Raw genomic sequence first — 17,255 nt, 5'->3', positions numbered from 1 at the left:
GGGCGAGAGCCGGTTAGACTTTCTGTCTCAACAACCGCAGCGCATTGATCGTCACCAGCACGGTTGCGCCGGTATCAGCCAGAATGGCGGGCCACAGCCCGGTTATGCCCAGCACGGTGGTAACCAGGAAGACAGCCTTCAAACCGAGCGCAATGGTGATATTCTGATGAATATTACGCATGGTGCGCTTCGACAGATCGACCATCGCCACCACATCGCTGACCCGACCATGCAGTACCGCTGCATCCGCTGTTTCCAGCGCCACATCGGTGCCGCCACCCATCGCAATGCCAACATCGGCGGCGGCAAGAGCGGGCGCATCGTTGATACCGTCGCCAACCTTGGCAACGACCTGCCCCTCACCCCGCAATTCGCCGACAATGCGCTGCTTGTCTTCGGGCAACAATTCAGCACGAACATCAATGCCCAGATCGCGCCCGATGGCTTCCGCTGTGCGGCGATTATCGCCCGTCAGCATAACCGTGCGAATACCGGCTTCTTTCAGCGCCTTGAGACCCGCAATAGCGTCGGCGCGCGGTTCGTCACGCATGGCGATGGCACCAGCGATCTTGCCGCCAGCGACCAGCACCGAAACCGTCTTGCCATCGTCATTGCAGGCGGCGATGCGTGCGGCCAGTTCGTCAGAAACAGCTGCCACGTCGTTTGCAGCCTTTCGCGACCCGAGAAACAGTTCGGTCCCGTCCGCAACACCGGAAACACCCTTGCCGCCATGCGCTTTGCCCTGTGCAACGGCAGAAAGCTTTAACCCACGCTCTTCCGCAGCCGACACGATGGCCAGCGCTAGCGGATGGCTTGAGCCAGCATCGAGTGATGCCGCAAGGCGCAACACCTCGTCCTCCGGCAGAACACCGGCAAGAACATCCGTAACCTTCGGCTTGCCTTCGGTCAGCGTGCCGGTCTTGTCGAAGCAGGCGGCGGTGATCTTGCCGATGGTTTCAAGCACCGCGCCGCCCTTCATGAGAAGGCCGCGCCGGGCGCCCGACGACAAGGCCGCAGCGATTGCCGCCGGTGTGGAAATGACCAGCGCGCAGGGGCAACCGATCAGCAAGATCGCAAGGCCCTTATATATCCACTCACCCCATTCAGCTCCCGCCACCAAAGGCGGCAGAACAGCCACGAGTGCGGTAACCACCACCACGCCGGGCGTATACCAGGTCGAGAAGCGGTTGATGAAGCGTTCGGTCGGGGCCTTGGCTTCCTGGGCTTCCTCCACCAGTCGCACGACGCGCGCAATGGTATTGTCCTGCGCCTCTGCCGTAACTTTCACACGCAGCAGACCATCGCCATTGATCGTGCCCGCGAAAACGGTGTCGCCCGCGCCCTTGCCAACCGGCGTGCTTTCACCGGTAACCGGCGCTTCATCGATAGCGCTTTCGCCGGACAGAATTTCACCATCCGCTGGCATGCGGTCGCCGGGTCGCACGGAAATGATATCGCCCACAGCAAGGCTGTCGGCGGCAACTTCCGTGGTCGTGCCATTGCGCTCCAGAAAGGCGGTCTTCGGGACAAGGGCAGTCAGCGACTGGATGCTGGCCCGAGCCTTGCCCGCCGCGACACCTTCCAGCAATTCGCCAACGAGGAACAGGAACACGACCGCCGCCGCTTCCTCGGTCGCACCAATGAAGACCGCGCCAATGGCGGCAATCGTCATCAGCATTTCGATAGAGAACGGCGTACCATTGATCGCAGCCATATAGGCGCGCTTGGCAATAGGCACGAGACCGATCAGCATCGCCGCTGTAAAGGCCCACAGAGCGACCGGCGGATAAAGATGACCGATCACATAGGCCGCAACCAGACCGCCGCCACAGACAAGCATCGTGCGGCCCTTGTCCGTCCGCCACCATGGCAGAGGCTTGGATGGTGCACTGGCCTTCGGCGCATCTACGGATGGAGCTGCGGCGAGCGCGGTTTTATAACCTAGCCCTGTGACCTTTCCGGCGATTTCGTCGCTGTTTGCGGAGCCGTCATGATTGACGGTCATGGTCCCGTTGGTCACGGAAACAGACACATCGCTGACGCCTGCAACACGCCGTACCGCCGTGTCGATCTTCGCAGCGCAGGAAGCGCAATCCATGCCCGCCACCTGAAAACGGAAGCTGCTGGACGATGCCGCTATCACCTTTTCCTGGGCTTGTTCATGCGCATGATCGTGCCCGGAATGATCGTGATCATGAGTGGAATGGTCGTGTCCGGAGTGGTCGTGCCCAGAATGGTCGTGATTATGATCATGACCGTCACAGCTCCCATGGTCATGCGCATGCACATGCGCATCAGCCTTGGGCGCTGCTGCGCGCTTTTCAACGATCAGTCGTTCGACGCCATAGCCAAGGCTACGCACCTTCTTTTCCATGCTGTCCGGATCGCTGCTGCCATCATGCAGTACAGTCATCGTACCAGCCGTCACCGAAACGGAGACGTCCTCCACGCCCGGCACGCGGCGTATGGCGGTATCAATCTTGGTCGCGCAGGATGCACAATCCATGCCGTCCACGCGAAAACGAATCTGGTTTATTGCCTTATTCATGACCTGCCCTTTCGGAGCACTCTTGAATTGTCCTGAACGAGGTCTACATCCTCTAGCGACTAGAGGAGCAAGAGGAAAATGACAACCAACCTTCCCATCGGCGAAGCCTCCAAGGCCAGCGGCGTCAAAGTGCCGACAATTCGCTATTATGAGCAGATCGGTCTGCTGCCGGTGCCGCCGCGCACGGAGGGCAATCGCCGCCTTTATGACAAGAGCGATGTTGAGCGGCTATTGTTCATCCGCCACGCGCGCGATCTGGGATTCGAGGTGGATTCAATTCGCACATTGCTCGACTTGCAGGACAATCCGGATCAGTCATGCGCCACGGCCGACGCCATTGCCCGCGCCCGGCTTATTGAGGTCGAGCATCGTATCGCCAAGCTTCTGTCCCTGAAAACGGAACTGCAACGGATGCTGGAATGCACCGCGCATGGCCGCATCGACCAATGCAGGGTCATCGAAATTCTGGGCAATCACGACGAGTGCCTGCATCCGGCGCACTGAGGCGCTAATTCACCTTCTCGAAGCGCGAGGCGGAAATCTTCAGCGTTCCGATTTGCGTACCGATTCGCGCCACGACTGGCGCATAGATGCCCGAATTGCCCAATGAGGCGAAGGAAACGCTGATCCGGCTCTTATTGGCCAGATAGTCGATCGACTTCTTGCCCTTCTGATAGCCGGAAATCGGAATGAACTTGGCCGAGCAGATGACCGACTCGCCAGTAAAGCCATCAGCGGTGAACGATTCGGTGCCGTTGAAGGAAAGCTTGATATCGGCCCGCGTCTGACCGTCAAACACGCTCAGCGTGCGATTGCAGACCGAACCCGGATCGGTAGCGGGAATCATCAAAGCGCTCAGCGCATCGCTGACATTGAGCAGATCCTGCGGTGAAGTCTCTACCCATGGATCGCGCTTTTTCACTGGCGGCTGGTTTTCCGCAGCCACGACATTGCCATTGGCAAATCGAATGGTCGTGCGCTTGTTTTTCCGTCCATGCTTGTAATTGAGATCGAAGGTGCTCGGAATCACCTTCCCTTTGACCGCATTTCCGGTGACATGCACGGTTCCGGCGGTGTCATCGAAGACCCGCGCGAGGCCGGAAGTCTTGAAATTGCCGTTCAGATTATATCGGGAACCGCTAACCGTTGTCTCGGTGGCGGCGCGCGCGATGGAAAGGCCGAAAATCGATATCTCGTAATCGGTTCTGTAAAGATCGTCCGCCTGTGCTACCCCTGCGCTCAGCACGAAACCTGCGCATGACAACAGAACAAGCCTTTTCAGCCGATTCCGTACAGGTTTCAATAAAAGTGGCGGCTCGATCATATTCGGCGTTCCTTTCTGCGTCCCGGCCCGGAAGTGGCGGCCTATGGTTTTCAACCACATTGAGCTGTCAAAAAGTTGCGAGAGATTCTTCGATACAGTATCTGTGCAACAGGCAAAACCGGCGAAGTTATGATCGTATCGTTTCGTGAAGGCGATCTGAATGCCGTAAAACCGCGCTGTTACGGCTTCGCGGCGGAATCTCACTTGACTGCCAGCGCTCCTGTCACTATAGAAACGCGACTTTCCCAATAGGCCGCCTGTCCGAAATCGCGCGCCAGCAGCATTAAGTTGCTTTGAATGCTTGAATTCGGACATTCGGGTCGGGGCCTGAGAAAACAAAATTGAAGGTGAGACCAAAATGTCCCGCGCTTGTGAATTGACCGGCAAGTCGGTCCAGTACGGCAACAATGTCAGCCACGCGAACAACAAGACGCGTCGCCGCTTTCTGCCGAACCTCTGCAACGTTACGCTGATCTCTGAAGCACTCGGCCAGAGCTATCGTCTGCGCGTTTCCGCCAACGCTCTGCGTTCGGTTGAACATCGCGGCGGCCTCGACGCTTTCCTCGTCAAGTCTGACGACAAGGAACTGTCGCAGCGCGCTCGTCTTCTGAAGCGCCAGATCGCGAAGAAGCAGGCTGAAGCTGTTGCTGCCTAAGCAATAATCCTGAAAGGCCAGTTAGCCTTTCAAATTGGATTTTGCTTCAGACAGAACGCAACACATATCCCGAATGTTTTTCGGATCTATGTGTTGTAAGATTACAGTCTTGAAGATTTGACAAAAAAGGCTGACATTTTGTCGGCCTTTTTTGCTGGTTCCATCACCCAGGATAAAAAAATGCCTATTGAGAATCCTGCATTTTCCCGGCTTTTGCCGGCTGTACTGGCCATGTGCGTTGCGGTCGCCGCATCGAATATTCTGGTTCAGTATCCTTTCCAGCATTTCGGCCTTGGCGAAGTGCTGACCTATGGCGCCTTCACCTATCCGGTCGCCTTTCTGGTCAATGACCTGACGAATCGTCGCTTTGGCCCCGCCGCCGCGCGCAAGGTCGTCTATGCCGGTTTTGTGCTCGGTGTCGTGATGTCGATCTGGCTCGCAACGCCACGTATCGCCATCGCTTCGGGCTCGGCCTTTCTGCTGGCACAGCTGATGGACATCACCGTCTTCGACCGCCTGCGTCGCAAGACCTGGTGGAAGGCGCCCTTTGCCGCCGCCATGTTCGGCTCGGTGCTGGATACGATCCTGTTCTTCTCGATCGCTTTTGCCGCGCAATTCGCATGGATCGATAGGCTGACGGGAATGCCTGATTCGTCACTGACGGAACCGGCCTCGTTCCTCGGCCTTGGCGTGCCGCTCTGGGCATCGCTCGCCTTCGGCGATTTCTTCGTGAAGGTCATCATGGGAACGCTGATGCTGATTCCCTATGGCGCGATCCTCGCCATTTTCGCCCCGTCGCTTTATTCATCGGGTCGAGCGACTGTAGAAAAGGCATAAAAAAGGGGCTCATGAGCCCCTTTTATTTTAGAGCATTTCCAGCAAAAGTGCGAAGCGGTTTTGCGTCGGGTAATGCGTCGAAACAAATAGATAGAGCGGTTCCACGATTCCGTTTTAACCGGAACCGCTCTAGCGTCTTCCGCCAGCCCGGCGTTTGCCGTTACCGGCTGCTGCCGCGCCCTGTTCCTCGAACAGGGATGCAAGCTGCTCGGTCATGGCGCCTGCCAGCTCTTCCGCATCGACAATCGTCACGGCGCGACGGTAATAGCGTGTCACGTCATGGCCGATACCGATAGCGATCAGCTCGACTGGCGAACGCGTTTCGATCTCTTCAATCACTGCGCGCAGATGGCGTTCCAGATAGTTGCCCGGATTGACCGACAGCGTCGAATCGTCGACCGGCGCACCATCGGAGATCATCATCAGGATCTTGCGCTGCTCGGGACGGCCCAACAGGCGCTGATGCGCCCAGATCAGCGCCTCACCATCGATATTTTCCTTGAGGAGGCCTTCACGCATCATCAGGCCAAGATTGCGCCGTGCACGACGCCATGGCGCGTCAGCGCTCTTATAGACGATGTGGCGCAGATCGTTGAGACGACCCGGATTGGCTGGCTTGCCACGCGACAGCCACGCCTCGCGCGACTGACCGCCCTTCCAGGCCTTGGTTGTGAAACCGAGGATCTCGACCTTCACGCCGCAACGCTCCAGCGTGCGGGCAAGAATATCGGCGCAGGTGGCCGCAACCGTGATCGGACGACCACGCATGGAGCCGGAGTTATCCAGAACCAGCGTCACGACCGTATCGCGGAAATCCGTGTCGCGTTCCATCTTGTAAGACAGAGGCTGGGTCGGATCGATCACAATACGCACGAGACGTGCCGAGTCGAGATAGCCTTCTTCCAGATCGAAATCCCAGGAACGGCTCTGCTGCGCCATTAGGCGGCGCTGGAGACGATTGGCCAGACGGCCGACCACGCCCTGCAAATTGGCAAGCTGCTTGTCGAGGAAGCCGCGCAGACGGTCCAGCTCGGCCTCGTCGCAAAGATCGGTCGCCTCGACCTCTTCATCGAATTCGCGTGTGAAAACCTTGTAGTCGATCTGTTCGGCAAAATTGCCGAAAGGCTGATTGGGACGGCGCGTATCACCCGGCGTTTCCGCGTCGATATCCTCGCTGTCATCCATATCGTCGGCGGATGCGTCGGCAGCATCCATCTCGCCCTGCTCGCCTTCTTCGCTCGAGCTGTCGGATTCTTCGCTTTCAGCGGAATCGGAGCCTTCCTGGCTCTCGTCGCCGCCTTCCTCGTTCTCGTCGGAATCGGGCGTCTGTTCTTCGTTCTGTTCCTGATCGTCGCTCGGCTCTTCCTGCGACAGCTCTTCAGCCATATCCATGGATGCGAGCATATCGCGCACAGTGCGTGCAAAAGCCTGCTGATCATCGAGGTTTTCACCCAGACGCGCCAGATCGCCGCCAGCCTTCTCCTCGATCCAATCGCGCCACAGCTCCAGCACCTGACCGGCTTCAGCAGGTGCTGCCCGTCCGGTCAGTTTTTCGCGCAAGAGCAGCGACACCGCTTCCTCAAGCGGCGCATCTTCCTTGTCAGTAACAGCCGAGAAATTCGCCTTGGCATATTTGTCTGCCAGCATGGTCGCCAGATTATCGGCAACGCCAGCCATGGCGCGCGCGCCGATTGCCTCGACACGAGCCTGCTCGACGGCGTCATAAATGGCGCGCGCCTGTTTGCCTTCCGGCGCGAGCTGCGCATGAATGCGGGGATTGTGGCGCGCCTGACGCAGCGCCATCGAGTCGCCAAGGCCACGCGTAACCGCAATATCATGCGCGGTCGGGCGCTTCGGCAGATCGGGCAGTCGGGCGCGATTGGCCGTCAGAGCGGGGCGATCATTGCTGAACGCCACTTCCAGCTCGTTTTCGCCGGAAATGGCGCGCATGCAAGCTGTTACCGCGCGCTTGAACGGCTCGGAGTCCACTGGCCCCGGCTTGCGCTCACGCGAATTGTCGCCCATTCCTGACATCTGGCCTGACATATGCCTATCCTGCTTCCCATCAAATCAAGGCCCTGTCGCCATAGCGGCGACAGGTATCGTCAATTTTCCTCATGCTTGTATTTGCCCTGAAAGCGGTCTCCGCTTTCAGGAGAACAGCATCAGGCCAGAACGATATTGGCTGCCGATTCCGGCAGTTCGGTACCGAAGGCGCGCTGATAGAACTCAGCCACCGTCGCACGTTCCAGTTCATCGCACTTGTTGAGGAAGGTCAGGCGGAAGCCAAAACCGACATCATTGCCGAAGATCGCCGCATTTTCAGCCCAGGTGATGACCGTACGCGGGCTCATCACGGTCGAAAGATCGCCGTTGATGAAAGCCTGACGGGTCATGTCGGCAACGCGAACCATCTTGTTGACGATCTCGCGGCCTTCCGCATTCTGGAACTGCTTGGCCTTGGCGAGAACGATATTCACTTCGTTGTCGTGCGGCAGATAGTTCAGCGTCGTCACGATGGACCAACGGTCCATCTGCGCCTGATTGATCTGCTGCGTGCCATGATAAAGACCGGTCGTATCGCCGAGGCCCACCGTATTGGCGGTCGCGAACAGACGGAAAGCCGGGTGCGGATGAATAACGCGGCTCTGGTCGAGCAGCGTGAGGCGGCCGGAGGTTTCCAGCACGCGCTGGATCACGAACATCACATCCGGACGACCGGCATCATATTCGTCGAACACAAGCGCGACATTGTGCTGGTAAGCCCAGGGCAGAATGCCTTCCTTGAATTCCGTGACCTGCACGCCGTCCTTGACGACGATGGCATCCTTGCCGACGAGGTCGATACGGCTGACATGGCTGTCGAGATTGACGCGGACGCAAGGCCAGTTCAGGCGCGATGCAACCTGTTCGATATGGGTCGATTTACCCGTGCCGTGATAGCCCGAAACCATCACGCGGCGGTTATAGGCAAAACCGGCCAGGATCGCGAGCGTCGTCTGACGGTCGAAAAGATAATCCGGATCACGCTCCGGCACATAGGAGTCGCCCGCCGCATAGGCCGGTACTTTCATGTCGGAATCAATTCCGAACACTTCACGCACCGAAACCATCGTATCCGGCAAATTGGCTATATCCCGCTCAACCTTGTTCATCATGCCTCCAGGGCGGCAGGACTGTCCGGCCGCGACATCCAAGTATCATCCGGGGCATGATGTCCGGCAAGCCGGTGGTATGCCCCTTCCGTCGTTCGTTGCGGGCATCCATGCTTGAATCCGCGCTTGGCAGCACGGCAGGAGAATGTCCGTCAGAGCATTTTGCAGCCAAATGACAACATCTGGCGTTGCATAAATGCGGCTTGAGCCACAGCTCGACTTAATCAATCGAAAACCGGCCAGTTCAAGACTGGCCGACCCCTCATGCTCTAGCAAAAACCTGCCTGCTTGAGCAATTGGTAAGCCTGAATGACATCGCGGAATCTCTCTTCAGAACCGCGGTCACCACCATTCGCATCGGGATGGTGCTGTTTTACCAGCTCTTTATAGCGCGCCTTAATCTTATCGCTAGTCGAATTTGGTTCAAGTCCGAGTGTAGCGAGCGCTTTGATTTCCAGCGTGCGCGGCTTGCGCTTGGCTGTTGCCCCCGGTTCCTGACCCTTGGCTTCCTTCACGAAATTGAACGGATCGCGAATGCGATTGTGATAGGAAGCCGATCCGGAGCGCATCTTTGCCACGTCCGGCGAGGTGCGCGCCTTCGCCGTCGAATTCGCCGTCGTGGACCAGGTTGGACGATGGCCGGTGACGGCGTCCTTCTGGAACTTGGCGATATCTCCATCGGCAAGGCCGGAGAAATAGTTGAAATTCTTATTATATTCCCGCACGTGATCGATGCAGAAGTGGAAATATTCCCCTTCGCGCATGCGTCCGACCGGCGCGCGATGCGTGCCAGGCTTGTCACAACCGTCCCACTGACAGCAGGGGCCACTGGACTTGGCCTGCTGCGTCTTCTTCGGGCGAATGCGGATACTGTCGAAAAGTTTGGAGTTCGTGGTCATCGAATCAATTATGCGGATTAAGGGGTTGCTAAACAAGAATTGACATTTCGTCCGGTTGGGCTTTTAGCCATTTCAACAGGGCGAAATTTTGAAGCGGATTAGTTTCCTGTGCGGATTTGCCCCACCTTGGGCCGTCGGGGCTTGAGTCTATATGAAGCACAGCGTGTATATGGGGAGAACGAGCCCAAATGTCCATTCACAATAGCAAACAAGACGTGATGCAAACAAAGCTTACAGCAGCTTTTGCGCCAGAACGGCTTGAAATCATTAATGAAAGCCATCTTCACGCTGGCCATCATCATCACGACAGCGATCATCATGCAGCTTTCGACGGCTCGGGTGAGACGCATTTTCGCGTCCGTATCGTCTCCGATGCCTTCACGGGCCTGAGTCGCGTTCAGCGTCATCGCGCCATCAACGAAGTCCTCAAGGACGAATTGAATAACGGCGTTCATGCATTGGCGCTGGAACCGTCCGCGCCCGGCGAACCGACGCGCCGCTGATCCAGCCTATTTAGGTACGCGGCGGCAGAACGCCAACGGCGACGATTGGTTTTCCATCGGCATCGAGTGTTACGATACGCAAACGCGTCAGGCGGTTTTTCTCCTTTTTCAACACGGAGAACCGCTTGCCGTGAAAGGTGAAGGCCTGCTTCACTTCCGGGATAGACTGGGTTTCATGAATGACCAGCCCGGCAATCGTCGTTGCTTCCTCATCGGGCAGCGACCAGTCGAGCGCCCGGTTGAGATCGCGAATCGGCAGTGATCCGTCGACAATGAACGAACCGTCCGGTTGCAGGCGGACGCCCTGCATATCGATATCGTGTTCATCGGCAATATCGCCGACGATTTCTTCCAGAATGTCTTCCAGCGTCACCAGACCCTGCACATCGCCATATTCGTCCACGACGATGGCGATATGCGCCTTGCGGCGCAAAAAGGCGTTCAGCTGGTCCTGCAAGGTCGTTGTGTCCGGCACGAACCACGGCTTGCTGGCCACTTTCATGATGTCGATGCGGCTGAAGTCATTATCGACATCATAGAGCGCACGCACCAGATCCTTGGTGTGAATGATGCCGACGATATTGTCGATATCGTTGCGCCAGACCGGCATGCGCGTGTGCGGGCTCGCCAGAATATCGCCGACGATCTGCTCGGCTGGCGCATCGGCATTGATGGTTCCCATCGCCGTGCGGTGCACCATGACGTCGCTGACTTCCAGCTCCTTAAGATCGAGAAGGCCGCCCAGTTGGTCGCGGTCTTCCTTGATCACCGAGCCGTCGCGATGCAGAACTTCCACCGCGCCGCGCAATTCGTCATGCGCCGAAAGCATCGAGCGGCCAGCCGCGAGATTGATACCGAACAGCCGCAGGATTGTACGCACAATCCAGTTGATCGCCGTCGAGATCGGGCCGATCACCGAGACCACCACGGAAACGGCGCGGGCCACCGCCAGCGAAAAGCGATCTGGCGCGGAAATCGCCCAGGATTTCGGCAGCACTTCCGCGAAGATCACCAGAATGACCGTCATGGCGATGGTGGCATAGGCCACACCGGCATCGCCGAAGAAGGTGAGGAAAATGCTGGTCGCGATCGAGGATGCGAGAATATTGGCGAGATTATTGCCGATCAGCAGCGCACCGATCAGCCGGTCGCGCCTGCCGATCAATTGCTGCACCACTTCGGCGCGCTCGTCGCCCTGATTTTCCAGCGAGTGCATGCGCGCACGGGATGCGGCGGTCAGCGCCGTTTCGGAACCGGAGAAAAAGGCCGACAGAATGACACAAAGCAGGATGATTCCGCACATGATCCAGAGTTCGAAAACCATCCCATCGATCTCCTTTTCCGTCCGCGCCGACCGGTTGCGCTATGAGAATTATGCAGTAGCCAGACGTTCCTTCAGAAACTCCAGCACGGCAGCAGGCGGCACATCCTTGGCGATAAAGGACTGGCCGATACCATGCGTCAGAATGAAGGTGAGCGCGCCCCGCGCCACTTTCTTGTCCTGCGCGATGTAGTCCATCAGCTTTTCAGCAGGCGGCAAGCCGCCCGGAACGTCGGACAGCGCGGTCGGGAGGCCTACGGCCTTCAGATGCGCCTCGACCCGCTCCACCGCTTCCACGCCAGCCAGATTCATCTTCACCGAGAAACGATGCGCCAGTGCCATGCCAATGGCCACGCCCTCACCGTGCACCAGACGGCTGGAATCGTAGCCCGTCGCCGTTTCCAGCGCATGGCCGAATGTATGGCCGAGATTAAGAAGCGCACGGTCGCCCGTTTCGCGCTCGTCGCGCGCCACCACGGCGGCCTTCGAACGGCAGGATTCGGCAATCGCTTCGGTTCGCGCCGCACCACCGGCAAAAACTTCCTGCCAGTTCTTCTCCAGCCAGGCGAAGAAATCCGGGCGGTCGATAAGTCCATATTTGGCGACTTCGGCATAACCGGCCCGGAATTCACGCGGGCTCAGCGTATCCAGCACTTCCGTGTCAGCAAGCACCAGCTGCGGCTGGTAGAAGACGCCAACGAGGTTCTTGCCATAAGCGGTGTTGATGCCCGTCTTGCCGCCAACCGACGAATCCACCTGCGCCAGAAGCGATGTCGGCATCTGCATGAAGTTCATGCCGCGACGCACAATCCCCGCCACGAAGCCGGACAGGTCGCCCACCACGCCGCCGCCAAACGCCACCAACGCATCGCCGCGCTCCAGCCGGGCAGCCAGAATGGCATTGGTGACGGTTTCAAGCGTCGCGAAGGATTTGGACTTTTCGCCGGGTGCGACAACAACCGGCGTCGCTTCTATGCCCGCCTGATTGAAACTTGCCGTCAGCCGTTCGAGATGCGCCTTGGCGACATTTTCATCAGTGACGATGGCAACGCGCGCGCCCTTCAGCCGCTTGGCAACTTCCACCCCTGCACGGTCGACGAGGCCCTTGCCGATGAGGATATCGTAAGAACGCTCTCCCAGCGAAACCGGAACGGTGACACTGTCATGTGCGGGCGAAGGCGCATTCATGCTTATTCTCCAGTCGATTTTCCGGTGGTCCGGTTTCCGCAAGGCAATCCTCGCTTAGGCCAATCAGTCCGCGAACTGCCGTTTTTCCAGATGCTGCGCGAGAACCTCGATCAACTCGTCGGCGATGATTTCTTTCTTCTCTTCGCGCGTCATCATTTGCAGATCGGCGAGCGCATAAACGGGATAGCGCTCGTTCATCAGTTTCTGCATGACGGCGCGTGGATCGCTGTTGCGAAGAAGCGGCCGGTTCTGGCGGCGTGAAACTCTGTCCATCAGCACATCGATATCGGCATTGAGCCAGATGGAAATGCCGGCAGCGGAGACAGCGGCGCGCGTTTCGGCATTCATGTATGCGCCGCCGCCGGTAGCAAGCACCATCGGGCCGTCATCGAGAAGACGCAGGATAACCCGGCGTTCGAGATCGCGGAATTCAACCTCGCCATAGGCTTCGAACAGTTCGGGAATCGTCATGCGCGAGACGGCTTCGATCTCCGTATCGGCATCGCGAAAAGGAAGGCCGAGCATCGAAGCCATTTTGCGACCGATGGTAGACTTGCCAGCGCCCATCAGTCCGACCAGCACCAGAACCTTCGTACCGAGCAGACCACGGATAGCGTCGGCCCGCCCATGGAGCCCCGCCTTCTCATGTAGATTGGCTTGTTTTTCTATACTGCTCATCAACCTCATCCATTTGGGATGGTTCCACATGAAAAACCGGGCGGCGTCAATTGCTTTCATGGAATCTGAAAGCAGGAATGGCGGCTTTTTGCAGCGATGCCACCGACATTCTTGCTTTCATCGCAATGCCGCATCATAAACGACATATGCCTACGCTGACGCGCCTCATCGCTTTCGTCGTCGTGATCGCAGCCATTGCCTATGCTGCGATGTATGCGCTTGCGAATTTTGTCACGCCGCAGACCCAGGAAATGAAGGTGGAAATTCCAGCTTCCAAATTGAAGCCTGTGCCGATTGCGCCGATGCCTTCGGCTGATGGAACGGCCTCGACGGAGGAACCGGCAGCGGAGACAACCACGCCTTCAACGCAAACCGATCCCCAGGCCAAGCCACAGGCCAAACCCCAGGAATGACGATGCGCGCATCTCTGGCCATTGAAAATTTCCTTGAAATGATGAGCGCCGAACGGGGTGCTGCGGGCAACACGCTCGAATCCTATGCCCGCGACCTGCAAATGACAGCGGAAGCCCTTGGCGAGCGCGGCATCAATCTCGCAGAAGCGCAGGCCGATCACATCCGCTCGGTTCTGGACGGCATGGCGACGGAAGGTTTTGCCGCGACATCGCAGGCGCGCCGCCTGTCCGCGCTGCGCCAGTTCTTTCGGTTTCTCTATTCGGAAGGCTATCGTCAGGATGACCCCACCGGGGTCATCGATGCGCCAAAAAAGCAGAAGCCGCTGCCCAAAATCATGAGCGTCGATCAGGTCACACGCCTTCTCGACCGTGCCGCGCTGGAAGCAAGCGAAGCCACCGAGCAAGGCGAGCGCATCAAGGCACTGCGGCTTCATGCGCTGATCGAAACGCTCTATGCGACAGGCTTGCGTGTTTCAGAGCTGGTGGGTCTGCCGGTGCGCGTTGCCCGCACCGATCACCGTTTCCTGCTGGTGCGCGGCAAAGGTTCGAAGGACCGCATGGTGCCCCTGTCGCCCAAGGCGCGGGATGCGCTGCAAGCCTTCCTGACCTTGCGCGATTCCTTGCCCGCCAGTGACGAAAACCCATGGCTGTTTCCGGCATTTTCGGAAAGCGGACATCTGGCGCGACAGGTTTTTGCCCGCGAGCTGAAAGGGCTTGCCGCCCGCGCCAATCTTTCCGCCGCCGCCATTTCACCCCACGTCTTGCGCCATGCCTTTGCCAGCCATCTTTTGCAAAATGGCGCTGATTTGCGCACAGTGCAGCAATTGCTCGGCCACGCAGATATCTCGACCACGCAGATTTATACGCATGTGCTTGAGGAAAGGCTGCATAAACTGGTCAGTGAGCATCATCCGCTTGCCGATTGAGCCTGCTCCGGTTATGAGAAAGTCAAAATTTGCAAGTTGAGCCCGCAGTGAATATGTAAAGCGCCGTAAAACAGCCTTCTTCAGGCACGCAATTGCGGCGAGCTCATTAGAAACGCACGAACAGTCAGGCCCGATGTACAACTATCTCGATTTTGAAAAACCCGTCGCCGATCTCGAAGGCCAGATTCTTGAGCTGAAGAAGCTCGCGCAGGAACAAGGCAGCGTTGAGATGAGCGATGAGATTCGCCGCCTCGAGAAGCGTTCGGCTGATGCGCTGAAAGATATCTATCGCAAGCTGACCCCTTGGCAGAAGGCGCAGATCGCCCGTCACCCGGATCGTCCGCATTGCCTCGAATATATCGACCGGCTGTTTACGGAATTCACGCCTTTGGCCGGTGATCGCCAGTTCGCCAATGACGAGGCGTTGCAGGCAGGCTTTGCCCGTTTCAACGGACAGCCGGTTGCCATTCTCGGTCAGGAAAAGGGCTCGGACACAAAGACGCGCCTGAAGCACAATTTCGGCTCGGCCCGCCCGGAAGGCTACCGCAAGGCCGTCCGCATCATGGAAATGGCCGACCGTTTCCAGCTGCCGCTGATCACGCTGGTTGATACGGCAGGCGCCTATCCGGGCGTCAGCGCCGAAGAACGCGGCCAGGCGGAAGCCATTGCCCGCTCCACCGCCGAATGCCTGCGTCTGCGCGTACCAGTGGTCTCGATCATCATCGGCGAAGGCGGTTCGGGCGGTGCAATCGCGATCGCCGTCGCCAATCGCGTCTATATGCTCGAACATTCGATCTATTCGGTCATCTCGCCGGAAGGCGCTGCCTCGATCCTGTGGCACGATTCCACCCGTGCGAAGGATGCCGCCTCCAACATGCGCATCACCGCGCAGGATCTGTTCGATCTCAAGGTCATCGACGGCATCATCCCTGAGCCGCTCGGCGGCGCGCATCGCGGCAAGGAAGCCGTCATTGATGCAGCGGGCGACATGATCACGGCATCGTTACGCTCGATGAAGGATATCGACGGCGAGACCCTGAAGCAGGAACGCCGTCAGAAATTCCTCCAGATCGGTCGTAACCTCTAATAAAACCCCTGTCTGTTTTGCCATTTTTCATCCGGGATGTTCTTCACGTCCCGGATTTGCATCTCCACGTCATTTCCGCCATATTGCCGTCGCGTTAATTTTTAGATATCCAAGCAAGGATTTGTAAACGATACCGTAAGGTTTGGTTGTCAAAATCATCCGAGCAGGAAATCGTCTCTTGCACCGTTCTAACAAAATCGATGCGATATGAAGATCAGAACCGCAATACTTGGAACCGTCATGGCAACCGCGCTTCTCGCGGGATGTCAGGGTTCGTCCGTATCCGACCTGAGCTTGCGCGCTGAAAAGCCGCTTCCCGAAAAGATCGTGACCAAGATGAAGGCGAAGGGCATGACCCGCACCTCGCCAATCACCGTGCGCATCTTCAAGGAAGAAGGCGTTCTCGAAGTCTGGAAACAGAAGAATAACGGCAAGTACGACCAGATCGCTTCTTATGAGATCTGCAAATGGTCGGGCAAGCTCGGACCGAAATATATCGAGGGTGACCGTCAGGCTCCGGAAGGTTTCTACACCGTCCATCCTGGGCAGATGAACCCGAAATCCAATTATTATCTCGCCTTCAACATCGGTTTCCCCAACGCCTATGATCGCGCCAACGGGCGCACGGGCCAGAACCTGATGGTGCATGGCGCGTGCTCGTCGTCGGGCTGCTATTCGATGACCGATGAGAGCGTCTCTGAAATCTACGCTTTCGGACGCGACGCCTTCAAGGGCGGCCAGCGCGACTTCCAGATTCAGGCTTTTCCGTTCCGCATGACTGCGGCCAACATGGCCCGTTACAAGAGCGACCCGAATTACGGCTTCTGGAAAATGCTGAAGCAGGGTTACGACGCTTTCGAAGTGACCAAGGTTCCGCCAAAGGTCGACGTTTGCGAAAAGCGCTACGTGTTCAACGTCGCCTCGCCGGACGGCCAGCCGCTCTCGGCAACGGATGCCTGCCCACCATCGGCCAACACCGATGCGATGTCGACGGCCTATACGTCGTATGAAAAGACCTTCCAGAGCGCCTTCAGCGCATCGCAAAAGGCCCCTGCTCCGTCGATCCAGGGCCTGACCGAAGCCAAGCTCGTTTCGGCCTGGAGCGCTGCACGCGCCCGCGGCGAAAAGGTAACTCGCGAACCGCCTTCGCTCACGCCGTCTTCGGCTGAAAAGGCTGGCGCACCGGATATTCGTCCTGTCACGCCGGCGCTATCCCAGCCAACGGCCACGGCGATTGCGGCAACGCCAGCACCGACCGCAACTGCTCCAGTCGCGGCTCCTGCTGCCGCTCCAGCCATTCCGGCGCAATCAACCCGGACGGCTTCGGTGCCTACGCCGCAGCAAAATCCGACCCAGAACGCGGCAATACCTGCCGACGTTTCGCCGGTCACCACCGGAAGCACGGTTGCCCAGAATATCGATCAGCCAGCACCTGTGGCTGCACCGGAAGCGAAAAAGCCATGGTGGAAGATCGTCGGCAACTGACCTCAGCCGAGGCGCAAATTCCCGTTTATGACCTGAGGGGGCTGAAATGCCCCCTTCCGGTTTTGAAAACCCGTCATCGTCTGGAAAAAATGCCGAGCGGCGCGCAGCTTTGGGTGGAGGCGACCGACCCGCTTTCCGGTATCGACCTGCCGCATTTTTGCACGCAAGAAGGCCATGCGCTCATTGAACATGAACGCAGTGAAACCGTGCAGCGTTTCCTGATCCGGAAAAAATAA

The 17,255-nt window shown here is 58.1% G+C and carries 17 protein-coding genes; 9 read left to right on the top strand and 8 right to left on the bottom strand.

Annotated features, from left to right (window positions below):
* Nucleotides 1-13 precede the first annotated feature (13 nt).
* Entirely contained in the window at nucleotides 14-2,548 is a 2,535-nt protein-coding gene (locus FHW00_RS01930) for a heavy metal translocating P-type ATPase (protein ID WP_078337582.1), read from the bottom strand.
* Between the two features lie 78 nt (nucleotides 2,549-2,626).
* On the opposite strand from FHW00_RS01930, the gene FHW00_RS01925 reads away from it, so the two are divergent.
* Entirely contained in the window at nucleotides 2,627-3,052 is a 426-nt protein-coding gene (locus FHW00_RS01925; RefSeq protein WP_078337583.1) for a MerR family transcriptional regulator, read from the top strand.
* Nucleotides 3,053-3,056: 4 nt separating this feature from the next.
* On the opposite strand, the gene FHW00_RS01920 is transcribed toward FHW00_RS01925, so the two are convergent.
* The gene (locus tag FHW00_RS01920) at nucleotides 3,057-3,872 is read right to left on the bottom strand and encodes a DUF3108 domain-containing protein (protein WP_078337584.1); all 816 of its coding nucleotides are present in this window, start codon (nucleotides 3,870-3,872) and stop codon (nucleotides 3,057-3,059) included.
* 358 nt (nucleotides 3,873-4,230) lie between these two features.
* Between FHW00_RS01920 and rpmB the strand changes: the two genes are divergently transcribed.
* Complete coding sequence (gene rpmB / locus FHW00_RS01915; RefSeq protein WP_078337585.1) at nucleotides 4,231-4,527, top strand: 50S ribosomal protein L28; 297 nt, start codon at nucleotides 4,231-4,233, stop codon at nucleotides 4,525-4,527.
* A 180-nt stretch (nucleotides 4,528-4,707) separates the two neighbouring features.
* On the top strand, nucleotides 4,708-5,364 hold the full coding sequence (locus FHW00_RS01910) for a queuosine precursor transporter (RefSeq protein WP_078337813.1): 657 nt from the start codon (nucleotides 4,708-4,710) through the stop codon (nucleotides 5,362-5,364).
* 129 nt (nucleotides 5,365-5,493) lie between these two features.
* On the opposite strand, the gene cobT is transcribed toward FHW00_RS01910, so the two are convergent.
* The 3 genes from cobT to FHW00_RS01895 all read right to left on the bottom strand — a co-directional run bounded on the left by cobT (nucleotide 5,494) and on the right by FHW00_RS01895 (nucleotide 9,418).
* Nucleotides 5,494-7,410 (bottom strand): cobaltochelatase subunit CobT, encoded by a 1,917-nt coding sequence (cobT, locus tag FHW00_RS01905; RefSeq protein WP_182514633.1) that lies wholly within the window; start codon nucleotides 7,408-7,410, stop codon nucleotides 5,494-5,496.
* Nucleotides 7,411-7,529: 119 nt separating this feature from the next.
* A complete protein-coding gene (gene cobS / locus FHW00_RS01900; protein ID WP_078337586.1) occupies nucleotides 7,530-8,519 on the bottom strand; it encodes a cobaltochelatase subunit CobS in 990 nt (329 codons plus the stop codon).
* A 269-nt stretch (nucleotides 8,520-8,788) separates the two neighbouring features.
* Nucleotides 8,789-9,418, bottom strand: a complete 630-nt coding sequence (locus FHW00_RS01895) for a J domain-containing protein (protein ID WP_078337587.1) — start codon at nucleotides 9,416-9,418, stop codon at nucleotides 8,789-8,791.
* Between the two features lie 188 nt (nucleotides 9,419-9,606).
* Here FHW00_RS01895 and FHW00_RS01890 point away from each other — a divergent pair, with 188 nt between their 5' ends.
* Nucleotides 9,607-9,921, top strand: coding sequence for a BolA family protein (locus FHW00_RS01890; RefSeq protein WP_078337588.1), 315 nt, complete (start codon nucleotides 9,607-9,609; stop codon nucleotides 9,919-9,921).
* 10 nt (nucleotides 9,922-9,931) lie between these two features.
* On the opposite strand, the gene FHW00_RS01885 is transcribed toward FHW00_RS01890, so the two are convergent.
* The 3 genes from FHW00_RS01885 to FHW00_RS01875 all read right to left on the bottom strand — a co-directional run bounded on the left by FHW00_RS01885 (nucleotide 9,932) and on the right by FHW00_RS01875 (nucleotide 13,108).
* A complete protein-coding gene (locus FHW00_RS01885) occupies nucleotides 9,932-11,245 on the bottom strand; it encodes an HlyC/CorC family transporter (RefSeq protein WP_078337589.1) in 1,314 nt (437 codons plus the stop codon).
* A gap of 48 nt (nucleotides 11,246-11,293) precedes the next feature.
* Complete coding sequence (gene aroB, locus FHW00_RS01880) at nucleotides 11,294-12,430, bottom strand: 3-dehydroquinate synthase (protein WP_078337590.1); 1,137 nt, start codon at nucleotides 12,428-12,430, stop codon at nucleotides 11,294-11,296.
* 63 nt (nucleotides 12,431-12,493) lie between these two features.
* Nucleotides 12,494-13,108, bottom strand: coding sequence for a shikimate kinase (locus FHW00_RS01875; protein WP_078337591.1), 615 nt, complete (start codon nucleotides 13,106-13,108; stop codon nucleotides 12,494-12,496).
* A gap of 77 nt (nucleotides 13,109-13,185) precedes the next feature.
* On the opposite strand from FHW00_RS01875, the gene FHW00_RS01870 reads away from it, so the two are divergent.
* The 5 genes from FHW00_RS01870 (at nucleotide 13,186) to FHW00_RS01850 (ending at nucleotide 17,255) form a co-directional block, all read left to right on the top strand.
* Nucleotides 13,186-13,521 (top strand): hypothetical protein, encoded by a 336-nt coding sequence (locus FHW00_RS01870; RefSeq protein ID WP_078337592.1) that lies wholly within the window; start codon nucleotides 13,186-13,188, stop codon nucleotides 13,519-13,521.
* A gap of 2 nt (nucleotides 13,522-13,523) precedes the next feature.
* Nucleotides 13,524-14,447, top strand: a complete 924-nt coding sequence (xerD, locus tag FHW00_RS01865) for a site-specific tyrosine recombinase XerD (RefSeq protein ID WP_078337593.1) — start codon at nucleotides 13,524-13,526, stop codon at nucleotides 14,445-14,447.
* 133 nt (nucleotides 14,448-14,580) lie between these two features.
* Nucleotides 14,581-15,534, top strand: a complete 954-nt coding sequence (locus FHW00_RS01860; protein WP_078337594.1) for an acetyl-CoA carboxylase carboxyltransferase subunit alpha — start codon at nucleotides 14,581-14,583, stop codon at nucleotides 15,532-15,534.
* Between the two features lie 207 nt (nucleotides 15,535-15,741).
* Nucleotides 15,742-17,019: a L,D-transpeptidase family protein gene (locus FHW00_RS01855; protein ID WP_113533774.1), complete on the top strand. Its 1,278-nt coding sequence runs from the start codon at nucleotides 15,742-15,744 to the stop codon at nucleotides 17,017-17,019.
* Nucleotides 16,998-17,255, top strand: coding sequence for a sulfurtransferase TusA family protein (locus tag FHW00_RS01850; RefSeq protein ID WP_445557889.1), 258 nt, complete (start codon nucleotides 16,998-17,000; stop codon nucleotides 17,253-17,255). Before FHW00_RS01855 ends, FHW00_RS01850 begins: the two co-directional genes overlap by 22 nt.

The sequence above is a fragment of the Ochrobactrum sp. P6BSIII genome, from assembly GCF_014138065.1.
In the GTDB taxonomy this organism is placed as follows: domain Bacteria; phylum Pseudomonadota; class Alphaproteobacteria; order Rhizobiales; family Rhizobiaceae; genus Brucella.
This window is presented reverse-complemented; position numbering and strand designations above follow the sequence as displayed.